We start from the raw sequence: 24,814 nt of genomic DNA, 5'->3' as shown, positions 1-24,814 counted from the left end.
CGGCCTATTCCCAGCGGCCCCAATCGGCTTGAGCCAACAAGGTTTGCTTGCGTTTTCCGGCACAGCCCGTTGTGTGCACGCTTGACGCTAACCGCGTTTTTGCTGACGCTCAGCCCGCTAGCAAGCGCCGCCGACCCGGCGGCTACGGATTTTGAACGCAGCACGGTAGACGATGAAATAGCCCTAGACACGGTCGAAGTGATCGGCGACCGGACGAAATCCACAATCGCGCCGCAAACCAGCGAACTGCGCGGCGACGCCTTGTACCGGCAGCAAGCCGACACCTTGGGCAAAACCCTGGAAAACCAAATGGGCGTTGCCAACGCCTCGTTCGGTCCCGGCGTCGGCGTACCGGTAATCCGCGGCCTGAGCGGCTCGCGGGTGCGCATCATGCAAGACGGCATCGGCAGCCACGACGCATCCTTTTTGAGCCCGGATCACGCGGTGGCGATAGAACCGCTGTTTGCCGAACAAATCGAGGTGGTACGCGGGCCGGGCACGATTCGCTACGGCGGCAACGCGATCGGCGGTTTCGTCGATGTCAAAGACAACCGGATTCCGGAAAAGGTACCGGGGCGCGTCATCGAAGGCGCCGTCGAAAACCGTTTCGACACCAACGCCGACGGCACTAACGCCGGTTTTAAATTCGACCTGGGCCGGGAGCAATTGGCGATGCGGGTCGCCGGTTTTCACCGTAACCGCAACGACACCGAAATTCCCGGCGCCGCGATCGATGCCGGCGCGGTTCGCCAACAATTCGGCTTGAACAAGCTCATTAACGCCTACGGCACGATACCCAATACCGACAGCGAAAGCGTCGGCGGCTCGCTGGGTTTGTCTTGGCTGGGCGAATCGGCCATGGCGGGCCTGTCGGTCGGCCACTTCACCAACCGCTACGGCGTGCCCAAAGGCACGCACGGCATAGACCCCAGCGATTTGGACGGATTGGAATTGCTGTTGCCGGACATAGACCCGGCTTTGCTGGACGAATTCGCCGACATCCTGGGAGCGGAAGCCTTGAATCCCAGTATCCGCATCGACATGCGCCAGACCCGATACGACTTTAAAAGCGATTGGTATCCGCGCTTGCCCGGCATCGAAAAAGTCGCGTTCCGCTACGGCATCGTCGATTACGCCCATACCGAAGTCGAGGGCGGCCTGCCGTTCACCACCTTCACCAACCAAGTCGGCGAAGGCCGATTCGAAATTCACCACACTTTCTTCGACGCGCTGACCGGCAGCTTCGGCGCGCATTGGCAAGACCGCGAGTTCGCCGCGCTAGGGGTGGAAAGCTTTGTGCCGCCGACCCAAGGCGATACCTTAGGCTTGTTTACCCTGCAAAAACTGCAATTCGGCGATTGGACGCTGGAAGCCGGCCTGCGTACCGAGCGGTTGCGCATCGACCCCAGCACCGACTATCTGCGCTTCCCGACCCCGCCCGGTCTGCCGCCCCGTTTTGCCGACATTGCCCTGCCCGACAGCTTGCAATTTCGTGCCGACACGGCGTCCTTGTCCGGCCGCTGGGATTTCAGTCGCGACGCCGGGCTGACCCTGACGCTGAGCCGGGCCAAGCGTGCGCCGGACATCCAGGAGCTGTTGGCGATAGGCCCGCATCTGGCGACGCGTAATTTCGAGGTCGGCAACGTCAAATTGGGCAACGAAACCGTCAATCTGGCCGATCTAGGCCTGGACTGGCAATCGGAGCGGCTGTCGCTCAAATTGAACGGCTATTACAACTGGAGCGACGATTACATCTATCAAAAACGCCTGTCCGGCTTTTACAGTTATCACCAGTCGCAGTTTTACGCCGACTGCGTCAGTCTGGTCGATTGTTTGCCGATTTACGCCTACGACCAACGCAACGCCTGGTTCACCGGTTACGAAGCCGAGGCACAAGCGGTATTGGCCGATACCGGTCTCGGCCGGTTGAAACTGACGCTGTTTTCCGATTGGGTGCGCGGACGCTTTGCCGACGGCGACCGCAGCGATGTCCCACGCCTGCCGCCGCTACGCTTCGGCGCCGAACTCGGCTTCGGCGACGCGATCTGGAACGCTTCAATCCGCTATACCCGCGGCGAAGCGCAAAGCCACCCCGGCAACGCCGAAACGGCGACGGCCGGCTACCACCTGCTGGCCGCCGGCGCCGATTACCATTGGAAAAGCCTGGAGCCCTTGGATTTATGGCTTTTCGCCAAAGCCAACAATTTATTGAACGAAGAAGTGCGCAACTCGGTGTCGTTTTTGCGCAATTTCGCGCCGGAGCCGGGCCGTAGCGTCGTGATCGGCTTTCGCGCCACCTTCTAAAACATGCTTAAGCCATGACAACGTTTAGGCCCGATGAGTTGCAGCTACAGCCTATCGCCACGACATTTTTCGAGCCGCAAAGAGCCTGTCTGTTCCCGCGCAGCTTTCACAGTAATCCGTAACGCCGGAGATTCCCTATGTTTCGTCACCGCTTGCCGCGCCTAACCATTCGTCCCCAAATTGCGGCCTGCCCGTCCGGCCTTGTCAAACCAAAGCGGCCGCACGTGCCGGCGATGTTGAAGCCGCTGGCTTGGCTGCTGGCCACCGTCGCCGTTCCGGTTTACGCCGTGCATTTGGACGTGGAAATTTGGGCCGACGGCGACGCGATGCAGGCCGGTTTTTGCCGCACGCCCGGTGCGGTCGGTTGCGACCTGACCCAATTGACAGGCAGCCTGAATTTGCCGGCCGGGACTTTACCGGTAGACGGTGCCAGCGGGCAGATGGTGTATTTGACGGACTTTCGCGATTTCTCCGGCGGCCCTTACAAGACGCCGAATCCGGGGTTTCAAGCGGTAGACGGCGCGCTGGAGGCCGGCGAATTGGTCAATTACCAAGCGCTGGGCATCCTGGAATATTGGAACCCGGAGACTCGCGCCTGGCAGCCGGCCCCGGCCAATGTGCGCGTCAAACTGGCCGGGGCCATCGATCCGGCCTACGTAATCACCGACTACAACCAGTGCGGCGGCCAGTTGTTTTGCTTTGCCGACGGTTTCGATAACCAAACCGCGGTAACCTTGTTTACCGGCAGCGGCATCGCCGGCAAGGCGCAAATGGTGGTAGACGCCGCCAACAACTCGGGCAGCTTGCACACCCACTTGAATTTCTTTTTGGAACCCCCCCAAGGTACGCTCGGCGGGCCGGTCGGCGCTTATTTGCTGGAACTGCAAGTCGGTTCCAACCGCCGCATCCAGTCGTCCACCCCGTTCTACGTATTATTCAACGCCGGATTGTCGACCGAGGATTTTTCCGATGCCTTGCTGGAGCGCATCGAGACATTGCCGGTGCAACCGGTCGCACCTATCGCCAACGCCGGCGCCGACCGCTCGGTCAAGGTCGGCGATACCGTCGAGCTGGACGGCTCGGCCAGTTACGACCCGGACGCCGCGCCGAAGGCGTTAAGCTATCAATGGCTACAAACCGTCGGCAGCCCGGTCGAGTTAAGCGGCGGCAATAGCGCCGGCGCGAGCTTCGTCGCCAGCCAAGCCGGCCAATATGCCTTCCGCTTGACCGTCAACGACGGCGCCGCCAGCGCCAACGACGAGGTCGCGGTCACGGTGAGCGCCGCCGACACGCCGATTGCGCCGGTCGCCGATGCCGGCGCCGATAAGACAGTCGGTTTGAATGCTGTGGTAACCCTGGACGCCGGCGCCAGCTACGACCCGGAACCCGGCCCCGGCGAATTGAATTTTAGCTGGCAACAAACCGCCGGGACTAGCGTGATCTTGCAAAACGCCGATACCGCCACCCCCGGTTTTACTCCGGTTCAAACCGGTCGTTACGCCTTTCGCGTCGCGGTTGGCGACGGCAATCTGATCGCTTACGACGAAGTCGTCGTTACCGTGCCGGAGCCGCCGCTGGCCGATGCCGGCGCCGACAAACTGGCGCGCTTGCACAGCCTAGTCGCGTTGGACGGCAGTGCCAGCGTCGATACCGACCCCGGTCCCGACGCATTAAGCTATCGCTGGCAACAAACCCAAGGCGAGGCGATGGCGTTGAACGGCGCCGACGACCGGTCGGCCTATTTCACCCCGACCCGTCCCGGCAACTATTCCTTTAAATTGGCGGTCGGCGACGGCGTCGGCATTGCTTACGACGAGGTGACTTATACCGTCCCGGCGCTGGGCGACGTGGATTTGGACGGCGACGTCGACCGAATCGACGTCGCCCTGATTTTGCGGGCCATTAAAAAAGCGCCTAAACCGATAGACGTCAACGATGTGCGCGACTTGGACGGCAATCGCAAAATCAACAAAGCGGACGCCCGGGCGGCGAAAAGACGTTGCACGCTAAGGCGCTGCCGGCCGACCCGGCGTTAGCTCGGACACGGGGAAGGCATGACGTGACGCCAAGCGCAGTTACCCGGCATCTCGGCGCCGGCAAAACCGCTTAATCGCATCGAGCCTTATCTATTGGAAAATCCTCCACTGGATGTGGTCGATTGGGTGGCTGAACTGACCTCACTGACTGAGCAATGACTATGAAAGTCATTGTGGGAGCGACGCCTTCGTCGCGTCGAAGGCGTCTCTCCCACCGAAAAACTTTCATTTGCTGGGGTGCTGCGATTTACCAGCCGATCCATCGACCTGCTGTTCCCCAAGTTATTTGCCGAGAGCTGATGCTGTCGGGCTTTAGGCGAATTCGGTTTGGCTGGATTTCAATCAATATACACTGGTAGTCAGAGCGTTTGTGTTCGGCCAATTGCTGTCATTTTCTCATGATCAAAATCGATAAATTGAACGTCGGCAATATTTCAGGTTGCCGACGTTCGTTAAAAGCATTACGTGTCAAACCGACTTCTTCAGTTCAAAATCGCACCAACTAGTTCAACCGACTCTCTGGTCACAGTGGCCACGTCTTGCAAGAAGGCATTCCGGTCTGGCGATGGGGTTAGGTCAGGTACTGGAGCAGCTAAGTCGTAAATGCTCTCTCCAATCAGTTTTGCGCGTCGGAACGTTGAGCGTGGGCCTGATTCGTCGTATGCGTGGCGCCAATCGGCCAAGCGTTCAGACTTGACTCTGCGCAAAGATAGGTCGAACAAGCGGCGATTAAGATCATCGGCGATGGCGTCGAAAATAATCTGCTTATCATCGTCGGTTGGCTCTGGCCCATTCCAGCCAACTGGATTCTGAAGCAGTATGTAAAGCCGTTGCCTTAACTCCTTCCTCAGATCAGCCACTGGATGCAGCGTGTCGTAATGATCGGCCCCCATCACCACGATGTGTCGACTGAGGGCTTTGATACGAGTCCAGTGCTCTTTTTCAGTGCTATGCTTTCCTGACAGGCCGAGTCGAGGCCGCCACCCATTACGGAAGCTCTCTGCCGCACGTTCGACGGCGAGCGCAAGGTTCATCCGGTCATAGATTGGGCGCGAGTCAATTGGTTTAGGACGCTCTACAATGCCGTCTATCGTCTCCAAAAGCTTACTTAGTTGAGTGGCCGTGCGTTTGTCATCCTTGCATTCAATATCCAATCTTTGATCGAGGTTCGCAAGGAAAACTCGAGAGCTTGCAAGCCGGGCGCGTAATGCTCGCTCGGCAAACGGTCCGAGGTCTTCGCCGATGGCAGAGAGCACATTTTCTGCTGAGGCAAGGACGTGATCGGCACGGGCCGATGGGCTTGGCAGGTTGTCGCCGCTGACTTTGTCGAAATGAGTGAAGGCGAAGATCAATTTGGCAGAGTTTCCAGATGAGACCAGTTCCTTCATCGCCGCGACGGGCGCAGCAAGCATCGGCTGGGTCGCGTTATCAACCAGGATAACGGCATCAACCATATCAATTCGCTTTGAAAGGGTTGTCGAGATTGTGGACATCGATCGAGGTGTATGGCCAAGCCCCTCACCGTCGAGAAGTACCAATTTCGGTTTGTCATTCGTCCACACTGGATAGAAAGGGCCTGCAACGCGAACCCCGTTCACCAGTGGGGTCAGAAGTGTGCCGAATAGCGGGGCATAGTTCGAAGCAAAGCGCGAAATTTCTGAGATGAAGGCATTTCGATCTTCGGTCTCCCAAGTCCACGACAGGGGCCAACCGACTTTCGTTTTTTGAAGCTTGCCGTTGGACAGAAGGGTAAATCGCTCCTCTATTTCGTCCATGACGGCATCGACGACTTGCTGAAATCTCTCGTCTTCTCGTGTCCGCTTGTCAAGTTCTTCTTCAAACAGTTCATCAATGACACGCTGGTCCTTCTCGTCTGTCGCATTTAGTTCCGTCCGAAGCGACGCCCCATAGAGTTCTGCGAGGATTTTGATCGATTCCAGCGCGAACGAAAGCACTTCGTTAGTGCGTATCAGAAGTTCGCTATCTTCGGGATCGCTGTTGCTATCACCGTCGTCATCAAAATCACTCGAACTCTTGACTGAGCCATTGCCAAGTACGTAATTAAAGCGGAAACGTTGATTCACATGAGTGAGCAAGCGGCGCATCTGGTCGGCATCGGATTCCTTCCGGTATGCTGCCAAAACGGCAGCAGAGACACATTCTTTTAGATGCTCGCGAACATCTTCCATTGGGAAAAAAGTGATTACGGCACTGTAAAGTCCTTCTCGGAGGATTACTTCCGTTTCATGAACGGTAGTTTTGGCCGTCGACGTTGACGGGAATCGCTCTTTCAATGGATCGGTGCCCATAATTTGCCTTAACGCTGTCGTCTTGCCTGCGCCAGTGGTGCCGAGAAATAGTGCTCGGCGATAGTCGCTATTCTGCGAAGACGGAAGCTCTATTACGCTATCTCGTAGCGCGAGAAAGTCAGTTTCGCCACCTTCGATCTTGTAGAAGAAAATATCAACGACGCGTTGATCGAATATGGTTAATGCCTGCTCACGTGCGCCGAGATCCCATAGGTTAGGGCTCGCTAGCAACGTATTCATTTGGTCTCGAAGTATTCCAGCTTCCTGGTCATTTTCAGTTTTAAGGCTTTGTCTAACTCGTAACCCCTCCCTTCCGGTGGTGGGATCAGTCCTCTTCGGATGTCGGAAGATTACCGCCCAAGTATTACGGCCCTGAGTTCTGCTTAAGCTCGCAGTGTAAAAGTTGTCGCTCATCATTTTCACCGTTGTTCCGTTGTTGTTCCAAATGTCTGAAAACAGAGTCTAGCTAAGCAAGCTATCATTGTCAACAAATTTACGGAACAACAACGGAACAACCACGAGGGCGAATGTTGGAGATATATGGGCAAAGCAATTTTTACGATAATACTGCGCCAAATGCGAACACCAGTAGGCCAGCTGTTCGCCTGTCGCGAATGGCTTCTCAGAGTCATAGAGCAGACGGAAGGTCATTTTTGAGCTGAGCGTCTCGTAAGGGTCGTAAGCCGCCAATCAATTTTATCGAGAGATTCAATCAAAAAGGTGACGGGCTTGATTGATGCATTACTGTTGTCTAGCCACTCGTTGCGCAGAGCGTTCGATTTGCTTCTGGCGCCGTTGCCTTAAGCTCGTGCCACCGTCGCGCGCTCCTCATCCAAAGCGTGACGCCGTTGCTTTAACTCGGCGATCTCTTTCGAGGCTATTCATAGGTATAAATTACCGACCGGTAACGTTTGATTGGCAAAAGGATGGCTCATCATCTAAAGCTCCCGATCGGGAATATAGCGGCAACACGATGCTATGCCAAACCCAAAACCACCGCTCGGTAATATTCAGAATGCCATGGTTTTGGACCAAATCGTCGCACTTCACCGTAAAGCGCAAGGATTGACGCAAGCCGATTTAGCAGGACTCGCTCCAAGCCGGTACGCGCTTTATCAGCGCTCTGGAATACGGCAAGGGTACGGTGCAATTCGATAAGGTCATGCATACTCTGAATTTGTTGGGCTTGGATGTCGTGATTATGGATAGGCAATCATGAAACGCTTGGCCGTATTTGCCGGCGAGCAATTGGTCGGTTATTTACAGGAAAGCCAACAGTACCAACTGTTATTTCGTTACGCGCCGGATTGGTTGACCAATCCCAACGCCATTGCGCTTTGCGCCAATCTGCCACTCACCGAACAAATCTTCACAGGCGCCCAATGTCGCGGCGAAATTAAAGCGGATGGTTTCAAATCCTGCAGAACTGCAAATGCTTGAGCAGATGGCTAACCAAACTGAATGTTGTGTTGATCTGGTGAAATCCAGGTTTTATTCTTAATTCGCCGATATCCGATATGCGCACTCAATATTCCGGCCAACTACAGGCGGATGGAACCCGCGTGCCGCTCGAGCAAATAAGCCGCAATGCGCTTATCCAGCCAGGAATGCGGCGCCTTGCGGCCGACGCCGTCTAAAAAACCGACATGACCGCCGCGGTCGTAAAGCTCCAAAGTCACCGGTGCCGCCAGCTCAGCGGGTGCGGGTAAGACCGCCCGCGTCATGAAAGGATCGTCCTCGGCTTGAATCAATAAGGTCGGCACTGCGATGCGGCCCAAAAACTGCCGGGAGCTGGAACGCCGGTAATAATCGTCGACTCCGGCGAAACCATGCAAGGGTGCGGTGACTTGATCGTCGTATTGCCAAAAAGACTTCAAGCGGCGCAGATCGCCGAGGTTGCGCAATTTTTCCGCTTCGGCGTCCAAACCTTGCGCATCGAGAAAAACCCGTTTTTTGCCGATGTAGCGGCGCAATTCGGCCAGCAAATAGGCGCTGTAAAATTTGGAAAATCCGCTATCCATCCGGTCAGCGCATTCGCTTAACACCAAGGGTACGGAAACCGCAACCGCAGCCGTCAAATCGAGCTGCTCGCCTTGTTCGCCCAACCATTTCAACAACACGTTTCCGCCCAACGAAAAACCGACCGCCGACAGCTTGGCTTGCGGAAATCTGTGCCGCAACCTGCGATATACGATATTCAGATCGCCGGTGTCGCCGGAATGATAGCTGCGCGCCAAGCGGTTGGGTTGACCGCTGCAACCGCGAAAATTCAGCGCGGCACTGGCAAAGCCCTGTTGCCGTAGCAAATGCTGCAAACTCGTCACGTATTGCGATTCGGAGCTGCCGGCCAAACCGTGCAAAATGATAACGACGTCGGACCCGGTTTCGCCGTACCAATCCAAATCCAGAAAATCTTGGTCCGGGGTTGGCAAACGCTCCCGGGTGCGAAACAGCGTTAGGGGAGCGCGCAACAAGGCGGGATAAATGGTCTGCCAATGCGGATTTCCCAGCCAAATAGCGCCCGGCAAGCGCTTTTGTGTGATTGGCACGACAAGCTACCCGGACGGAATTAGGGCTGAGACAATACCTCGGCGCATTTAGCCGGCAAAGGCGGTTTCACGCTAGGCTTGGCGGCAGGCTGCGGGGCGAGCGCTTCGGCGCTGAACCACCAGGCTAAATCGGCGCCGCACCCGTCGCCTGCCGGTACCGCTTCCTGGCTGCTGCAATCGTCGCTGCCGCCGGGACACTTAAGCCGCACGTGAAAATGGTCGTCGTGTTTCCACCAGGGACGAATCTTGCGTAACCATGCGCTGTCGGCGAAGCGCGCCTTATCGTTACACAAGGCTTGTTTGATCGCCGGATTGACGAATATCCTCTCCACCCTGGCATCGCGGGCCGCCGTCTCCAACAGCTGTTCGTGGGCTTGAGTCCAACGGCCGAAATCGACGGCGTTATGGGCATCCAACATCGAAGGCGCTCCCCAGCTTTCCCGCTCCTGGCTGGACAACACCCGGCTTTCCAAATTGTTCGGCAATAAAAACCACATATCCACGTCCAGCCCGGTTTGGTGGCTCTTATGGCCGCTGACTGTCGGGCCGCCGCGCGGCTGACCTAAATCGCCGACCAACAAAGTGCCCAGCTTTTGCCCTGACGCAAACGCGCCCAAGTCTTGAATGTAGCGGACCAAATCCGGGTGACCGTAAAACCGGTTACGCGACAAACGCATGACTTGATAGCCGACGCCGGTAACCGGCAGGGCCTGGGCGCCGCGCAAACAGCCGTTGGTATAGCTGCCTATGCTTTCGGCCCGCGCGCTTTTAGTCGGCGCTGCCACTTTCGCCCAAATTTCCGCTTCCGAACGAGCCGCGCAATTGGCGCTGAACCCGGCCGCAATCAAACATAACACTAGTTTATTCATAACCGTTGTTTACCGCATCAAAGCACAAGGCAAGCTCCACAATAACAACCATCGCCCCGTCCCGTTATCGAACTGTAATCGCGTCAAAGACGCTTTTTTTACTTGTAAACAGAATTGGCCGATCCCAAGCAATTCGGCGACCAGCGCGGAAATATCAGGCTCGTGGCCAACCAGCCAAACATCGTCGGCCTCGCGACGAAGACTTTCGATCCGGCGCCCGGCCGTTTGGGCCGGCGTTCCTAACCTTAACCAATCCACCACCTCCGGCGCGGGACAGCCGCTCAACTCGCCCCGCAGTAATTGCGCGGTCTGTTGGGCCCGGAGCAGCGGGCTGGTCAACAGGCGTTGCGGCAGCAATTGATGTAGGCTGCAAAATTGTGCAACTCTAAGCACTTGTTTTTCGCCCTTTTCTACTAACGCCCTGTCGGCATCAGGCTTGGAAAGACCGTGCTGTTCGGCCGTCGCATGCCGAAAAAAAGTCAGCAACATAGCTTTATATCCCCTTCCGGGCGCATGCTATCGGCCCGACAACGGTAATCACAAAAAAAACTCGGTTTGCGCCAATTCCTGCTGCAACCAGGCCAGCACTTCTTTGCCGCTACGCAAATTTTGCTCCCGCCACCGGCAAGAATCCAAGCCGCGCAGACTCGACCAACGCTGCAACAAGGTTTTTAGCTGTGCGGCAGCGGTGACGCTGAAATGAAACTCTTGCCGCAAGCGATGGAACAATTCCACGTCCGTTTCCTGTAAATCCGCGCGCAGTTCCAACAAGGCCTGACTCAAACTGTCGACGATAGGCAAATGCCGGCGTATCAAACTGGCAACCAAATCCGGCTGAACCTGCGCCAACGGCTCGCTAGGGTTGTCGGACACTACTTTCAGCGCGTGCACTAACTCCGCCGTGCTGAATTTGAGGCCGATCTCGGCAAAACCGGAGGCCTCCATATCCAATAAACCGGCATGCGCATACTCGGCCGAGGGTTTGGACAAACTCCAAAGCTTAGCTGTTTGGCACGGTACAACGAATGGCAACTGGGGATAAAACACTTTACCGTTATCGCCATCCGTGATTTTGTGCGCCAGATACGCGTGCCCTAAAGCCGCCTCGGCATGCCCGGCAACCCCCAGATTCAACAGCGCCGGCTGCGGCTCGACCGGCAAAGCCGCCAAGGCGTGCGCCACTGCGGCCGCCATCGCGGTTTTGCCTATGCCGCTAACGACTAGGGCCTTATCGCGATCGGCAAAAAAACCGAACGGCCCCAGGCCCGGCAAAGCCCTCAAACGCCAATACTCGATCAGCGGTTTGGCTTCGCATGACAACGCGCAAAATATCAATAGCCGATAGCTGACTTCGGTTTGCTTGCTCCCGGCCATGCGAAAAACGGTAGCGCTTACTGCTTGGGGGCTTTAATCGTAGTGCCGGACGTCGAACCGTTTGCCTGCTTGAGGAACGACTCCTTCAAGCTGGCAAATGCTCCCCACAGCGTGGTGTCCATCACCACCTGATTGCCGATGGACACAATGACCCGCGCCAATTCCGGGATTTTGTTTTTAGTCGCTAACATGTAGATCGGTTGCACGTACAACACCGAATTACCCATGGGCAGAATCACCATGCGGCCTTTTTTCACCTCGGAACCGAGCTGGTTCCACAGCGTGAATTGGGCGGCTATCTCCGGATTTTGGTCGATCAACGCATTAACCTGGGACGGCCCGTTGACCTGCACCGCCTTAGGAAATTTATAAATGGTGACGCCCGGTTTATAACTATTGTCGCAGGCATGCTGATCCAGGGTACTGGCCACGCCGACCATGCTCAAGTTATCCCTGTGCACCGGCGTCATGGGGTTGATCATCACGAATTCCTCCCGATTGCCGCAGCGACCGAAGTCCATGGTGATGAAGTACGGCAACACCGGTTCGCCGTCCACCGTCGCATATTGCCACGTTTCCGCCTGCTCGTAGAACAGCTCCGGACTGTCCTGGTGATATTTGGCGTAAAGCTTCATCTGCATGTAGTAAAGATCGCGCGGGTAGCGCAAATGCTTGAGCAAACTCTCCGGCATTTCCTCCAGTTTTTTGAACAAGCCGGGATACGCCCGGCTATACGCGCTGACGATAGGGTCGTCCGGTTCGGCAATATAGTAATCGACGCTGCCGTCGTAGGCGTCGACCACAATTTTCACCGAGTTGCGGATGTAATTGAATTTCTGACTGCCGTCCAAAAAGTCGTCCGCCGCCGGCTGAGACACCGGATATTTATCCGATAAGGTGTATGCGTCTTGTATCCAATAAAAACGCTCTTTCTCGATGACCAAATACGGATCTTTATCCAAATGCAAGAACGGCGTCAGCGTGGCGATACGCTCGTCGATGTTACGCCGAATCAACAATTTGCTGTGCTTGGTAATATTGGGCGAGAAAAATATCTTTTCGTCTTTAAAATAAAACGCAAACAGCAACTTGCGAAAGTACGACGCAATCGGTATGCCGGAGTTGCCGTGATAATCCGGAGTATCGTCCAAATCCGAACCGGAAATATCCTTGATGATTAAGTTGTTCGGCACGATCGCGTAAGGATATTTTTCTTGACCGTAATAAATATCCGGATATTTAACTTCGAAACCGACGTTGGACGTCAGATTCAAGTCCCTTAAATACCAAACGATGGGAATGCCGGCATCCTGGGCCGCCGGCGACACCACCGCGCCGTAACCGTGGGTATAGCGCAAATGGGTGTTCTCCCAGTTTTGCGCTTCGCGCGGCAGGTTGCTGATATTGACTTCGCGTGCCGCCAAATTCACTTGCTGATGGTGGTCGTGAATGAAGTAGCGGTCTTCGTCCACCGTAGTAAAGCGGTAATAGGGCCTGATCGCTTGCAGTTGCTGGTAGCTGTCGATCAAAAACTCTCTATCCCACACCGGGATATTTTCGAAATGCTCCTTATTGGACCAGTCTTCGATGTCCTTGGTCGGTTCCAACTTGATCGGCAATTCGATGGTATGGATGTTGGTCAAACCGTAGGCGGTCAACGTCGCGTCGATGTTGTATTTCATGAATGCGCCCTCGGTGCGGGTCGGATTCGGCCTAACAATGAATTTGTCGATCAATCCCGGCAGCATGTCGGAGTTTTTCAACAGCAAAATGGCCGAAAAGCTCAACACGGAAATGACAATCGGGGTTTTGCTGCGGTGCCGCTCCGAGAACACGTAAAAAATCAGCGAACCGGCAATCGCTAAAAATGCCAGTATCGACAACCAAATCAGCGGTAGATGGAAGCGTAAATCGACGAATCCCGGTCCGAAAAACACCGGCTCGCGGGTATTGGTAAACAACAAGCCGAAGCGGTCCAGCAAGTAACCCCAGACGACGAACAGGACAACGAACAAAAACAGTACCGTCATATGAATCTTGGCTCCGAGCGGAAATTCCTTGCCTTGATTCGGAATAAAGATGTGTTCCATCCAATACAACAGACCGGTAGCCAGAAACACCATCAGCGCGGTGGTCAATAGCTCCTTTTGGATCAACACGTAAATCGGATAGGAAAATAGATAGAAACTGACGTCGTTGCCGTACACCGGGTCGGCGATTTTGGCGTCGTTCCCGAAGAAAAACAGCAAGGCGTCTTCCCACTGCAAATAAAACGGTACGGCGATGGCGACCGCCAACAGCACGGAAACCGGAGTAAACACCTTGACCGAGCCGGACATGAATGTGTCGGCAAAACGTTGAAAACGCCGGCGTTTTTTGTCGTCCAACCAGACCTCCTCCGGCGGATTCAAACCCAAATAACGCGACGCGATCCAAAAATGAAATTGAAACACTCCAAAGAAAAATAGCGTCACCGCGCCGGAGAAAATGAATCGGTACAACAAACGCAGCCAGAAATAGGTCTCGAAATCCAGCGACCTAAACCACCATAAATCGACGAAGAAATCCAGAAACACGAAATAAAATGCGATGTACAAAACGATAGCACCGACTATCGTCACACCGACTAACGTAGGTATTAGCTTCCAACTACGCATACATTCCTCTTTATCAAAGATTTCGGTCTCGTTTGCTGAATCGACGGCGCGCACCGCCACACCCGCCGGCATTCTATCATCCTAAGACGCAATGCCGGTTATAGCTGTAACGCAGTCAGGTAGGGGTACGGTTCAAACCGGGACGGAGCCGGCTTACGAATGGAGACCGGCTCAAAAAGCCCGTGGCGAGAAGAGGCACAAGGCATGCGGCTTAACCCCGACTTGCCGCGTCGGCCGGGAGACGCCGGCTCAAAACCGGGCGGTGGGGCTAGCGCGACTTACGTCGCTCAGTAAAGTATTTGCCTAGCCGGCATAGCGGGATGACGAGCGGGACATCGTGGTTAACCCGACTAAGCCGGTTGCCGGCCTCGCTCTCGCCGGCGTGTGTACAGCAGCATCAGGCCGGTCGCCATCATGACCAACGATGGCGGCAGAGGGACTGCGGCAACGGTTAGCGATGCGGGACTGGCCGACAAAGCCTCGCCGTCGGCATCGGCTAAGGCGTTGATTGTCAAATCCAGCGTGGTCTCGCCCGCTTGCAGCACCACGAAATTCACAAGCGCCAGGCGAAACGTGTCGGCTTGCAATGCATTTAAATCCGCCGGATCGTCGAACGACAATTCGAACAGATTTAACCGGCCGGGTTGGGACAGCGAGGCGGAAATCAGGTTGTTACCCGCGTCGAACACGTCCAGTTCGTCCCCCAATTGCCCGTCACCGACCACTGTGTCCAGATAAGCCAAGCGGGAAGCGTCGAAGTACAAATCCAAATCGTAGGCTGACAGGGCCGGCGCGATGCCGGCCTCCAAACCGGAAATCGCAATGCTCACGCTCAACACCGCCCAGGATTGGCGCGAACCCAGGGATAGTTCGAGCGCGGCATTGGCGGCAGTGGCACTCGACAACAGCAAGGCCAAAAGCCAGACCCGGCTAAACATGCTGTTCATAGCTATCCTCCTCGTAAATTTCAATTTCCGGAAAACAATCTCATTGGTTGGCACAACGCGGCCGGGTACACAGCAAGGTCAATTTGCGGGCATCCAGTGCGTTGACTAGGCCGTTACCGTCCAGGTCCATAGGATCGCCGGCCGCGACCTGCCGGTTGAGTTGCGCCACAAGCCGCGCCAAATCCGCCCTATCCACGTCGCGGTCACCGTCCAGATCGGCTGCCACCTTGATAGTCTCGCAGCTGTCGGGAATGTGATTGAAATTGGCATCCCCCACCCGGCGCTGTTCGATATCCGACACATCGGAGCGGCCATTGCCGTTGCAGTCCGGAAATACGTTCAGATAGTAAACGTCCTGTTCGCCGTTGTAGGTCGCGGCATATGCCACGCTGGCGCCGTCCTCGCGCGCCACCAAGGTCGAATAATCGCCCATTTTCTGCGAGCCGTGCGGCAAGCCTATGCTGGTATCGAAACTCGGACTGACCGGTTGATTCCGGCTCCAACTGCGGCCGCCGTCCCAGGAATAGCTGTAATACAGGCGGGACACTTGGTATTTGCCGCTATCCCGGGTGTCGTACCAAACCGCGTCTATGCGACCGTTCGGCGCAACTCCCATCATCCCGAACCAGTTCCAATTATTCTTGCCCTGCGGATCGTCGTTGACCCGTATCGGCGCGGACCAGGAGTCGCCGCCGTCGCTGCTGCGAACGAAGCTGATATCCAGATTGTCCGCACCGGGCGGATCGACGCCGGCCAGCACGTACAGCTCGCCGTGGCGCGCACCTGCCGAGGTGTCGACCGCGATTTGCACGTCGCCGACCGGTCCGTAGGCATTGGGATTTTGTTTGAACAGAAACAACGGCGCCCAACCGCCCAAATCGATTTCTCTGGTTTGGAAACTAGGCGTCCGCGTTGCATCGCGGGCATTCAGCGATTTGACGAACACGTGTTTATGCAGATTGCGGTCCATGTTTTCTTCGTCGAAGAACGGCGGTTCGATCCGGCCCGCCATGTACAATTCACCGTCGTTACCGACTCGCATCGTCCCGAAGGTCGGCGTGATCGGCAGCTGTATAGGCGGCTCGAAACTGGCGCCGCGGTCCACCGAGCGGCTGAAACATTGCTCCGCCAGACAATCGCGCCAGTTCAGATACACGTGGCCGTCGCCGGCGCCGCCGCTACGATCCACCGCCAATTGGGCCTTGTCGCCGCCTTGGCCGTAAGCGAATACCGGGGTTTCCCAGCTGCGCCCGCCGTCCAGCGATTTAAGCAGCTGAATTTCATCGACAAAGGTGTAGCTCGGATCGAAATGCAGACTTTGATAATAAAAATGGCCGAGCGCATCGACATCCAAGGTCGGATTGCTGCGGCCTTCCCCCGGCGTCAGCGCTCCGGAAAAATGCCAGTGTGCGCCGCCGTCGCCGGTATAGGCCCAGCCGCCCTGGCGAAACGACGAGGCGGCGGAATCGAACTGACGCCAGGCCGCGACCATGTTGTTAGCATCCAGGGGATTGACCGCCAGCGTGGGTTCGTTGGCGGCGTCGCCGACGATATTGTTACCGGCCGCGTCGACATTGATCTGTACGCTACGGTAAGCCCCCGTCGCATACGTCTGCGCCGAGGCGCTTGGCGGAGCGCAAGCCAGCAGCCATAAGGCAATGCCGCCTAGCAGGTACCGCGGCAGTTCAAAATCCGCAGCATCGTGCACCGCGCTCATCCGCGCTCACCCTTAGTAAATCGGCGCATTCCCAGAGCCAACAATCCGCTCGCGAACAACCCCAGGGCCGGCGGCAACGGAACCACCGCGGTTTCCAGACGAAAGTCGCCGACCAGCGCCCCGCGGCTGCCGGACAAATGATCGTAGCCTTCGCCCAGCCCCAAATCGCCGGTCAATATCAAACTGCCATTCGCCAAATCCATGACAACATTGAACAGATTGAACGACTCGGCAACAAACGAAACGTGGTTGTACAAAGTCCAGCCGGACCGGCCGGACCCGGCGTCAACCTTGTTCGCATCGTATTCCAGCGTGTAATCGCCGGATAGAATGCGGTTGTGCGTCGAATCAATATCGATGCGGTAACGCAGCACCCCCGCCAAGCCGATGGCGCCGCTGACGCTGCTCTCGAAATGGGCGGGATCGAAGTCTATCGTGGTCGGTTTGCCGAAGCGCCCGGTCAGATTGCTCACTTGGCTGCCGTTGACCGCAAAGCTCAGGTTGGTGGCCGGAATTTCGGCCACCCCCGGCACGATATGATCTTCCAGAATTTGACTGAAGGTACGGCTATTCGCCGCTTGTGCGTCGAAAAACTCCTCCAGATACATCGACGGGGCCGGCGTGGCGTCCAGCGCGATGGCCGCCGCCAAGGCGTCGCGATCCAGATTGATGATCATGTTGCCGCCGGAAACCGTTGCGGCCCGTACCGATAAGGTTACGCTCAGCAGCGCCAGCATGCAAAATCCGAGTTTGACTGAGAAAAGGGTGGATAAACACAAACGAATTGAGCGATAAAATAACATGGGTGATGATTCGGCGAAGGTTGAACGGATGCGTCCGACCACGACCGGTCGGACGCCTGAGACGCTTAGGCTTGGCGGCGCCTGGAAGCAATCACGCCAAGGAGGCCGCTAGCGAATAACCAAATGCCTGCCGGCAGCGGTACGGGCGCCGGAGAGATCAGACTGAAAGTTCCGGCGCGTCCGGCCGAGGACGATCCGTCACCGCCGAATAGAAACGCCGAGGTGCTGGGCGACCACCACAGTTCGCCGGTAAAGACCAGGCTATCCCCGTCGGTGGTGACGCTGATATTGCGGGTATCGTAAGTGGTGGAAGCGAAGCTGATGTAGTTGGTTAAGGCCCAGCCGCTATTGATGCCGTCGTTGCGGGCGGCAATATAGGAAAATTTGTAATCGCCGGAAATCAATGTGCCGCCGAAGCTGCCGCGGGTCATCACCACCCCGTTCAAACCGACTTGGCCTGTCGCGCTAAAACTCGAAGCATCGACCAAGGCGTCTTGATCGGCCGCCCAAGCCAGCGTCGTGATCTGGTTGTTGCGGCCGCCGCTGCCGGAGGGAATCCCGGTTCCTGCCAGACTGGTGGGATTAAGCTCGAAAGATAGCGTCTCGGAGGCCGGGTAGGTGTAGCTAGGCACGGCGATCAGTTCGCCGGTTTCGTTTAAGGCCTCGGAATCGGCTAAAGATTTATCGAAAAAATTAGCGACATAGTAGGAGGAAACCGCACCCGGTCCCAGGGTCAATCCTTCCAGCAAATTATCCGGATGGTCGAACGAAATGTTAAATACCCCTCCGTTCAAAGTACCGGCGCCGGCGGTATTCGCCGCCAACAATACCATAGCCGCCACCAGCGCTCTGGGCGCATTCAAAGTCATCGGTCCAGTTAAAGTCATAAAGTCAGTCCTATCGGTAGAAGGTCAATTTCGAAACCACGGCGAGCGATTCAATCAATCGGGACGCCAAACAGAGGAGCGCGTCCCGCCGGCTGGTCTCCGCTAGAGCGCGGCTTGGCCGCTGCCGGAACGAAATGACTCGGAAAGAAAACCGCGGATAAAAACGGCAAAGGAAACGCGCTAGCGGGAAAGCATTTAGCGCGCCAATTTTTTGAAGTTTAAAGTCGGCGCCGCCTCAGCCGAGGGGCGGGGACGATATTGCAACAACAGCTACAACAACATGAATTTAAATAAGTTTTATGCTCTGCCCGGCCAAAAGTCTAACCGGCTCGAACCAAAAAATTAGCGAGGTATCCTGCCAATTTGCCGAAGCTTTATAGGGCTTACCGGCAAATAACACAAAAGCCGCGATTGTTGCGGTTTACAAGCAATTGTTTTTACAGGCCTCATTGTTGAATTGAGTCATTCTGCTCACCCCTTGCGGCATTTAACCTAAAAACTCAGTGGCGAGCGAAGGGCCCGGCGTGCCCGGTAGACCAGCATCCGCCGTCACTACTTTATAGACCACGCATCACACCGGCCCCATGTTGTTTGAGCCATTGCCGGCGTTGCGGATAATCGGGCATGTGCGCAGCCACCAAGGCCCAAAAGGCCGGCGAATGATTTTTATGCTTGATATGGCAGAGCTCGTGGACCACCACATATTCCAGCATGTCCGCCGGTGCCAGCATCAACAGCCAATTCAGGTTGATATCGTTGTTCGGTCCGCAGCTGCCCCAGCGCGACTTTAGCGTTTTGATACGTAATTGCCGTGGATATAGGCCGAATTTACCGGCATGTTTAGCAATTAACGCTTGCGCGTGTTGTCTTGCCTGATGCCTCATCCAACTTGCCAACCCGGCGCGAATGTGTTCCGAACGATCGCCGATCAGATTTTGCGGAACATAGACGGTAAAGTGCTCCAGTCCCTGCAATTCTACTCGTAGCCTGTTAGTTGTAGTCTTGGCTATCGTTAACGGCAACATGCGGCCCAGATACGGTACGTTCACGCCTTCGCTATAGTCGGCGGGCGCTAAACCTAAACAGCCGGCGCCGGCAGACCGACTAAGCACCCGATTTAGCGCTTTTTCTATCCACTCTTGCTCGGCTGCGATAAAAGCCTGAATTCGACTCTCCGGCACGTCGAACGGCGCCACCACTTCCACTTTTTCGTTGGTGATCACAATACGCGTCCGCTTCGCCTTGGCGCTGCGCCGCACTTGATATTCGAAAGACTGTCCGTTTTTTGCCGCCCAAGCGGGCATTTTCAGTTCAATCATGCTCGGACTGCGCCGGAGCTATATTGGGCTCCAGATTAATCATATGCGTAGCCAATTGCTGCAAAGCTTGCCGAATATTCTCTCTGAGCCTGGAATCCATCGGCGTTTCCTCTAACGCCTTATTCATGCATAACATCCATTGATCGCGTTCGGCTGCACCGATTCTGAACGGTAGATGCCGCATCCTGAGCATAGGGTGGCCGTATTCTTCTACATAGAGATTCGGGCCTCCCAGCCATCCTGACAGGTATTTGAATAATTTTTCCTTTGCCGTAGCCAAATTGGCTTGATGCATGGCCCGGATAGCTTGCGCTTGGGGCAAAATATCCATATAAAAATAAAACCTGTCGACCAAACCGCGAATCGCGGGCTCCCCGCCGATAAAGTCGTAAGGCGTTTGACCTGACATGACGAATTACACCCTCGCAACTGATGTTGTTTATACTAGCTCGCGGGAACGCACTGTTTGGAAACTCTTTCCCCAACGTACAGTCCTATCGACGCTCTCATTCCTAAGGAGGATATTAACATGCGTTTAAATGCAGCCGTTCGTTCGCAAACGGAAGTTTTAGAAACCAATAGAGTATTACGTAATACCTATCTATTGCTGTCCGCTACGCTGCTGTTCAGCGCTGCCATGGCCGCGCTGGCAATGTTCCTGAATTTGCCTCACCCCGGCTTGATTGTGACCTTGGTCGGCTATTTCGGTCTGCTGTATTTGACCCATAGATTTAGCCATAGCGCCTTGGGCATCGCTTGCGTGTTTGCCTTAACCGGCTTCATGGGCGTGACGCTAGGCCCTATACTCAACATGTATTTACATGCCTTTAGCAACGGTCATCAATTAATTTTGACTGCTTTGGGCGGTACCGGCGTTATTTTCTTAGGCCTTTCCGCTTACGCGCTGACTACTCGCAAAGACTTCAGCTTTTTGGCCGGATTCTTGATGGTGGGCATATTGGTGGCGTTCTTCGCCGGCTTGGGCGCTATTTTATTTTCGCTACCCGCTTTGTCCCTAGCGGTCGCCTCGATGTTCATCCTGTTGATGTGCGGCATGATATTGTTTCAAACCAGCCAAATCATCCACGGCGGGGAAACCAATTACATTCTGGCTACCGTTTCTTTATACGTTTCGCTGTATAACTTGTTTACCAGCTTGTTACAACTGTTGGGCGTATTTGGCGGCGACGATTAACCGTCTTGTTTTGCGGCATAAAAAAGCCCGGCTATGCCGGGCTTTGTTTTTACGAGGTAAAAATTGAAACTTTAGATACTTAAAACTTCAATTTTTACTTTGGCGAGACCGGCCGTGATAAACCCAAGTTTACGTGCCGCTTGCTTCGATAAATCGATCAAACGGCTATTGGATTTACGCATGCGGTCGTTCACGCGAACCACTACAGCTTGATTATTGTGCAAATTGGTCACTCGCACTGTAGCACCCAACGGCAAAGTATTGTGCGCTGCGGTCATAGCGTTTCTATCGTAGGCTTCGCCACTGCTAGTGGCTTTGCCTTGATATCTATCGTTATAGATCGAAGCGACACCGGTTTTTCGATAAGAATCGCCAACCGGTTTGTCAGCCTTTGCCAAACTGACGGAATAAAAGGACATCAGCGAAACAGAAAATATGGCATTCAAAATCCATCTGTTTTGTCGCATCCTTCACCTCCTTACATCGAGTAAATTGATAAAAGGCGGTTCAGGGTAACCCAGCATCTAATCTTTGACAACCCTTTTCGTGGCCGAACAGCATCCAATGTTGCACTTTGGCTACAAAAAGTGGCCCATATCACATATCGCTAGCCTAGCGCGATTAGGGGCTTGCCGATGTTTTTACTTGTGGCTATGCAATTTTAAAAAAACGGAAAAATTGCTTTGCTAAAAGCCACTTTAACGATATAAAAAAAACTCACGAAGGCCCCCGCCGCCGCCAGCCAACGCTGCTGACCTTGCGAGCGCATCGCCAATATGCCCAAGCCGATGAAAACGCACATCACCACGATTTTAGCGACTATCCAACCGAAGTTAGCGCTCAACCAACTGCCTTGAAACACCAAGCCGATTCCGCTCAGCAGCAATAGCGTAGCTAATACGTGGGGTGCGATTTTCAACCACTTTTGCTGATTGAGCTCCGGTTTCCATTCGGCGGCCGCCAAGCGCACAACGAAACTAACGATCACGATGGCCACAAACAACAAATGTAAATGTTTAAGCATAAAACGTCCTAGGGTATATGGATCAGGGTAAAAACCAGAGACTTAGCCACGGTACGTAAGTAACGATCAACACCGCGACCAACAAAATCAACATAAACGGCAAAGTAGCACGGTACAGCTCCGGAATCGGCTTTTCGAACCGGTAGCTGGCGATAAACAAGTTCATGCCGACAGGCGGAGTCAAATAGCCGATTTGCATGTTGGCCAGAAAAATAATCCCCAAATGCACGGGATGCACGCCATATCCGACGGCGATGGGCACGATCAACGGCACCACGATGACCAATGCGGAAAAAATGTCCAAAATCGCACCCAACGCCAATAAAAACACATTCAGCAACAGTAAAAAGCTGTTCTTAGAGTCCACATGGGACTTTACCCATTCAAACAATACCGTGGGCACTTCCGCGTCGATCAAGTAATTGGTAAAAGCCAAAGACACGCCCAAAATCAACAAAATACCGCCCAACATCTGCATGGCTTTACTGACAATTGCCGGCAATGCCGACGGCGCGATCTCCCGGTAAACGCACATTTCGACGATCAACACGTACAATGCGGTACCGGCGGCCACTTCGGACAACGCCAAATAACCGCCGAAAATGCCGATTAATACAAACGCCGGTAACGGCAGCTCCCAAGCCGCAGCTTTGCCGGCTTGCCAAAGCTCGCTCCAGGCGAAAGCCGTTCGCTGCACCGCCATGTCGCGGTTAGCCCAAGGCGTCCAAGCAATCAACAATGCAAGCATTAATACACTGGGTAGCAGCCCGGCCAAAAACAATTGTTGCAGGGTAAACTTTTCCGCCGCAACATCCATTTGCTGCACGACCACGCCGTACAAAATCAGCGGCACCGACGGCGGCAACAATAAGCCTAAGCTGCCGCTAGTGGTCACCAATCCTAAACTGAAGCGGTGTTGATAACCTTCGTGTTGCAAAATGGGCAGTAACAATGCGCCCAACGCAATAATGGTCACGCCTGAAGCACCGGTAAATGCGGTGAATGCGGCACAAACCACCAGCGCGATTGCGGACAAGCCGAAAGGCAACCAGCCGAATAAGGCGCGCGATAACCGTAACAGCCGCTCCGAGGTTCGGCTTTCCGACAATAAATAGCCCGCCAAGGTAAACAACGGCAGTGCGACCAGTAGCGGCGTATTGCTCAAGCGGTAAATCTCGGCGCCAATTACGCTCAAGTCTATCCCGCTGTGGTAAAAGCCAAAAATGGTCGCCAGCGCTATTACCGCGAACAGCGGTAAACCCAAAATCAATAGCAACAACGGTACTAGAATGGCCAATGCGCTCATTGGTCTTTCCGACAGTCTGTGTCTGCGAACAGTGCGGCGGCGCTATACCTCCAAGCCATGACGGCAAATCCGATCGGCAAAATAGCCTCGCACCACCAGACCGGAACACCGGCAAAAGCGATGTCGGCATAGCCAGCCTCTTGCACAACGAAATCGCCGCTAAACCAGGCAACCGCCACGCATATCAGGGCGGTAAGCGCATGCCGGCACCTCAGAAAAACCGCCTGCCAGGTGTCCGGCAAATGCGCGCTCACTAAATCGACCGCAATGTGATTGGTGTGCCTGCTGGCGACCATCGCTCCCAACATGGCTATCCACAATACCGCAATACGCATATAGGCATCGGCCCACAACAACCCGCTGCCGAATGCATTGCGCAAAATGATTTGCGCCACTGCCACCAGCATTAGCGACATTGCGGCTAAGGCCAGCAACAAATCCTCGGCAACCAACAACAGCCTACGCAATTTAGCCGTCCAGCGCGCGGTCACGGCTGTGTTTGTGAACGTAGCGCCCCTAAATACTCGCGTATTCGAGCAACTTTTTCGCTGCTAAAGCCGGCTTCCCGTTCAAAATCGGCGGAAGAATCGAGAATTTTTCGGGTAAACTCGGCCGCCGCATTAGGATCCGGCTTAATAAATTCAATACCTTGATTGCGCAAGGCCTGGATGGCATCTTGATTGTCCTGGCGCCCGCGCCTATCGATTTCGCTGATCACCGCCGCCATTGTTTCCCTAACGATTTTTTGATCCTCGCCTGATATTTGTTCGAATGCCGATTTGTCGACGACAAGAGCGCCGAATAAATACAACATGGGCAGATCGGTGACATATTTGACTTTGCTATGCCATTGCAACGCCAGCGCCCCGACCGGAGAACCGGCCACCACGTTAATCATGCCGGTCTGCAAGCCCATCAACACGTCGCGCAAAGGTAACGGGATAGGCGATAAATCGAACGCTTTGAAGGCTCCCAGCGCTATCGGATTTTCATCGGGCACCCAGGCTTTTTGGCTGTGCATATCCGCCAAGGTGGTAATCGGCACGGTGGACATCAAATACGCGAAGCCGACATCCGCGAAACCCAAAGCCACCAAGCCTTGCTGCTCCAAGCCCTGCATCAATTCGCCGTCCATTTTCTGTCTGACGTAATCGACTTCTTTGTCGTTTTGAAACAGCAACACTTGGTTATACAGCTGAATATCCGGATAGACGGTGCGCAAAGCGCTACTGGTAACGGCTGCGCCTTGTAATTGGTGCAAGCGAATTTTCCTAAGCACCGTCGCATCATCCCCCATCGCCCCTCCGGGATAGAACTTAAACACCACTCTGCCGTCGGTTAGTTTCTCTACCGCTTGCGCACCGGCATGCATTTTCTGCATCCAAAAAGAACCGTCCGGCGATAGGGTGGCGATTTTCAAGGTGACGGCCGCTGCGGCCGATTGCGCCTGAAGCAATAGCAGACCTAAAGCTAAGGCATTGATGAATTTGCAAAACATAGGAAGGTTGTAGTTATTGT

The 24,814-nt window shown here is 54.9% G+C and carries 21 protein-coding genes; 4 read left to right on the top strand and 17 right to left on the bottom strand.

The window, feature by feature from the left end; translation table 11 throughout:
- Positions 1 to 81: 81 nt before the first annotated feature.
- Positions 82 to 2,304 carry a TonB-dependent receptor gene (locus tag AB0A83_RS01565; RefSeq protein ID WP_367155258.1) on the top strand — a complete coding sequence of 741 codons (2,223 nt, stop codon included), beginning with the start codon at positions 82 to 84 and terminating at the stop codon, positions 2,302 to 2,304.
- Positions 2,305 to 2,441: 137 nt separating this feature from the next.
- Entirely contained in the window at positions 2,442 to 4,340 is a 1,899-nt protein-coding gene (locus AB0A83_RS01560) for an REJ domain-containing protein (protein ID WP_367155257.1), read from the top strand.
- Positions 4,341 to 4,822: 482 nt separating this feature from the next.
- On the opposite strand, the gene AB0A83_RS01555 is transcribed toward AB0A83_RS01560, so the two are convergent.
- On the bottom strand, positions 4,823 to 6,889 hold the full coding sequence (locus AB0A83_RS01555) for a hypothetical protein (protein ID WP_367155256.1): 2,067 nt from the start codon (positions 6,887 to 6,889) through the stop codon (positions 4,823 to 4,825).
- Positions 6,890 to 7,864: 975 nt separating this feature from the next.
- Here AB0A83_RS01555 and AB0A83_RS01550 point away from each other — a divergent pair.
- Positions 7,865 to 8,089 carry a HipA N-terminal domain-containing protein gene (locus AB0A83_RS01550; RefSeq protein WP_150046219.1) on the top strand — a complete coding sequence of 75 codons (225 nt, stop codon included), beginning with the start codon at positions 7,865 to 7,867 and terminating at the stop codon, positions 8,087 to 8,089.
- Between the two features lie 101 nt (positions 8,090 to 8,190).
- On the opposite strand, the gene AB0A83_RS01545 is transcribed toward AB0A83_RS01550, so the two are convergent.
- The 11 genes from AB0A83_RS01545 to AB0A83_RS01495 all read right to left on the bottom strand — a co-directional run bounded on the left by AB0A83_RS01545 (position 8,191) and on the right by AB0A83_RS01495 (position 20,180).
- Positions 8,191 to 9,198, bottom strand: coding sequence for a hydrolase (locus AB0A83_RS01545; RefSeq protein ID WP_367155255.1), 1,008 nt, complete (start codon positions 9,196 to 9,198; stop codon positions 8,191 to 8,193).
- Positions 9,199 to 9,218: 20 nt separating this feature from the next.
- Entirely contained in the window at positions 9,219 to 10,067 is an 849-nt protein-coding gene (mepA, locus tag AB0A83_RS01540; RefSeq protein ID WP_150046218.1) for a penicillin-insensitive murein endopeptidase, read from the bottom strand.
- Between the two features lie 9 nt (positions 10,068 to 10,076).
- A complete protein-coding gene (locus AB0A83_RS01535) occupies positions 10,077 to 10,556 on the bottom strand; it encodes a histidine phosphatase family protein (RefSeq protein WP_367155253.1) in 480 nt (159 codons plus the stop codon).
- Positions 10,557 to 10,604: 48 nt separating this feature from the next.
- Positions 10,605 to 11,441, bottom strand: a complete 837-nt coding sequence (locus AB0A83_RS01530; protein WP_150046216.1) for a hypothetical protein — start codon at positions 11,439 to 11,441, stop codon at positions 10,605 to 10,607.
- Positions 11,442 to 11,458: 17 nt separating this feature from the next.
- On the bottom strand, positions 11,459 to 14,098 hold the full coding sequence (locus tag AB0A83_RS01525) for a UPF0182 family protein (protein ID WP_150046215.1): 2,640 nt from the start codon (positions 14,096 to 14,098) through the stop codon (positions 11,459 to 11,461).
- Positions 14,099 to 14,448: 350 nt separating this feature from the next.
- Positions 14,449 to 15,045 (bottom strand): cohesin domain-containing protein, encoded by a 597-nt coding sequence (locus tag AB0A83_RS01520; protein WP_367155250.1) that lies wholly within the window; start codon positions 15,043 to 15,045, stop codon positions 14,449 to 14,451.
- 40 nt (positions 15,046 to 15,085) lie between these two features.
- A complete protein-coding gene (locus AB0A83_RS01515; protein ID WP_367155249.1) occupies positions 15,086 to 16,762 on the bottom strand; it encodes a hypothetical protein in 1,677 nt (558 codons plus the stop codon).
- Entirely contained in the window at positions 16,759 to 17,499 is a 741-nt protein-coding gene (locus AB0A83_RS01510; protein WP_367155248.1) for a hypothetical protein, read from the bottom strand. Before AB0A83_RS01510 ends, AB0A83_RS01515 begins: the two co-directional genes overlap by 4 nt.
- 131 nt (positions 17,500 to 17,630) lie before the next feature.
- Positions 17,631 to 18,452, bottom strand: a complete 822-nt coding sequence (locus AB0A83_RS01505; protein WP_367155247.1) for a VPLPA-CTERM sorting domain-containing protein — start codon at positions 18,450 to 18,452, stop codon at positions 17,631 to 17,633.
- Between the two features lie 557 nt (positions 18,453 to 19,009).
- Complete coding sequence (locus tag AB0A83_RS01500; protein WP_367155246.1) at positions 19,010 to 19,771, bottom strand: M48 family metallopeptidase; 762 nt, start codon at positions 19,769 to 19,771, stop codon at positions 19,010 to 19,012.
- A complete protein-coding gene (locus AB0A83_RS01495) occupies positions 19,764 to 20,180 on the bottom strand; it encodes a group II truncated hemoglobin (protein WP_150046210.1) in 417 nt (138 codons plus the stop codon). Before AB0A83_RS01495 ends, AB0A83_RS01500 begins: the two co-directional genes overlap by 8 nt.
- Positions 20,181 to 20,300: 120 nt before the next feature.
- Here AB0A83_RS01495 and AB0A83_RS01490 point away from each other — a divergent pair, with 120 nt between their 5' ends.
- Positions 20,301 to 20,966, top strand: coding sequence for a Bax inhibitor-1/YccA family protein (locus AB0A83_RS01490; protein WP_150046209.1), 666 nt, complete (start codon positions 20,301 to 20,303; stop codon positions 20,964 to 20,966).
- Positions 20,967 to 21,037: 71 nt separating this feature from the next.
- Here the strand turns inward: AB0A83_RS01490 and AB0A83_RS01485 are convergent, their stop codons facing one another.
- The 5 genes from AB0A83_RS01485 to dctP all read right to left on the bottom strand — a co-directional run bounded on the left by AB0A83_RS01485 (position 21,038) and on the right by dctP (position 24,794).
- On the bottom strand, positions 21,038 to 21,412 hold the full coding sequence (locus AB0A83_RS01485; RefSeq protein ID WP_232056740.1) for a septal ring lytic transglycosylase RlpA family protein: 375 nt from the start codon (positions 21,410 to 21,412) through the stop codon (positions 21,038 to 21,040).
- A 215-nt stretch (positions 21,413 to 21,627) separates the two neighbouring features.
- On the bottom strand, positions 21,628 to 21,990 hold the full coding sequence (locus tag AB0A83_RS01480) for a SirB2 family protein (protein WP_150046207.1): 363 nt from the start codon (positions 21,988 to 21,990) through the stop codon (positions 21,628 to 21,630).
- 22 nt (positions 21,991 to 22,012) lie between these two features.
- Positions 22,013 to 23,296 carry a TRAP transporter large permease gene (locus AB0A83_RS01475; protein ID WP_367155244.1) on the bottom strand — a complete coding sequence of 428 codons (1,284 nt, stop codon included), beginning with the start codon at positions 23,294 to 23,296 and terminating at the stop codon, positions 22,013 to 22,015.
- Positions 23,293 to 23,787, bottom strand: a complete 495-nt coding sequence (locus tag AB0A83_RS01470) for a TRAP transporter small permease (protein WP_367155242.1) — start codon at positions 23,785 to 23,787, stop codon at positions 23,293 to 23,295. The genes AB0A83_RS01475 and AB0A83_RS01470 overlap by 4 nt, the downstream gene beginning before the upstream one ends.
- Positions 23,784 to 24,794: a TRAP transporter substrate-binding protein DctP gene (gene dctP / locus AB0A83_RS01465; RefSeq protein WP_150046204.1), complete on the bottom strand. Its 1,011-nt coding sequence runs from the start codon at positions 24,792 to 24,794 to the stop codon at positions 23,784 to 23,786. Before dctP ends, AB0A83_RS01470 begins: the two co-directional genes overlap by 4 nt.
- Between the last annotated feature and the right edge of the window lie 20 nt (positions 24,795 to 24,814).

Source organism: Methylomonas sp. HYX-M1, from assembly GCF_040741385.1.
In the GTDB taxonomy this organism is placed as follows: domain Bacteria; phylum Pseudomonadota; class Gammaproteobacteria; order Methylococcales; family Methylomonadaceae; genus Methylomonas; species Methylomonas rhizoryzae.
Note: the sequence above shows the minus strand (reverse complement) of the source record. Positions and strands in the feature narration are given on the sequence as shown.

Coding starts and splice junctions, on each gene's coding strand:
- AB0A83_RS01520 (WP_367155250.1), bottom strand. CDS start 15,045: ATGAACAGCATGTTTAGCCGGGTCTGGCTTTTGGCCTTGCTGTTGTCG.
- AB0A83_RS01530 (WP_150046216.1), bottom strand. CDS start 11,441: ATGGCCGGGAGCAAGCAAACCGAAGTCAGCTATCGGCTATTGATATTT.
- AB0A83_RS01495 (WP_150046210.1), bottom strand. CDS start 20,180: ATGTCAGGTCAAACGCCTTACGACTTTATCGGCGGGGAGCCCGCGATT.
- dctP (WP_150046204.1), bottom strand. CDS start 24,794: ATGTTTTGCAAATTCATCAATGCCTTAGCTTTAGGTCTGCTATTGCTT.
- AB0A83_RS01500 (WP_367155246.1), bottom strand. CDS start 19,771: ATGATTGAACTGAAAATGCCCGCTTGGGCGGCAAAAAACGGACAGTCT.
- AB0A83_RS01475 (WP_367155244.1), bottom strand. CDS start 23,296: ATGAGCGCATTGGCCATTCTAGTACCGTTGTTGCTATTGATTTTGGGT.
- AB0A83_RS01480 (WP_150046207.1), bottom strand. CDS start 21,990: ATGCTTAAACATTTACATTTGTTGTTTGTGGCCATCGTGATCGTTAGT.
- AB0A83_RS01525 (WP_150046215.1), bottom strand. CDS start 14,098: ATGCGTAGTTGGAAGCTAATACCTACGTTAGTCGGTGTGACGATAGTC.
- AB0A83_RS01550 (WP_150046219.1), top strand. CDS start 7,865: ATGAAACGCTTGGCCGTATTTGCCGGCGAGCAATTGGTCGGTTATTTA.
- AB0A83_RS01535 (WP_367155253.1), bottom strand. CDS start 10,556: ATGTTGCTGACTTTTTTTCGGCATGCGACGGCCGAACAGCACGGTCTT.
- AB0A83_RS01555 (WP_367155256.1), bottom strand. CDS start 6,889: ATGAATACGTTGCTAGCGAGCCCTAACCTATGGGATCTCGGCGCACGT.
- AB0A83_RS01510 (WP_367155248.1), bottom strand. CDS start 17,499: ATGCTGGCGCTGCTGAGCGTAACCTTATCGGTACGGGCCGCAACGGTT.
- AB0A83_RS01490 (WP_150046209.1), top strand. CDS start 20,301: ATGCGTTTAAATGCAGCCGTTCGTTCGCAAACGGAAGTTTTAGAAACC.
- AB0A83_RS01560 (WP_367155257.1), top strand. CDS start 2,442: ATGTTTCGTCACCGCTTGCCGCGCCTAACCATTCGTCCCCAAATTGCG.
- AB0A83_RS01505 (WP_367155247.1), bottom strand. CDS start 18,452: ATGACTTTAACTGGACCGATGACTTTGAATGCGCCCAGAGCGCTGGTG.
- AB0A83_RS01515 (WP_367155249.1), bottom strand. CDS start 16,762: ATGAGCGCGGTGCACGATGCTGCGGATTTTGAACTGCCGCGGTACCTG.
- mepA (WP_150046218.1), bottom strand. CDS start 10,067: ATGAATAAACTAGTGTTATGTTTGATTGCGGCCGGGTTCAGCGCCAAT.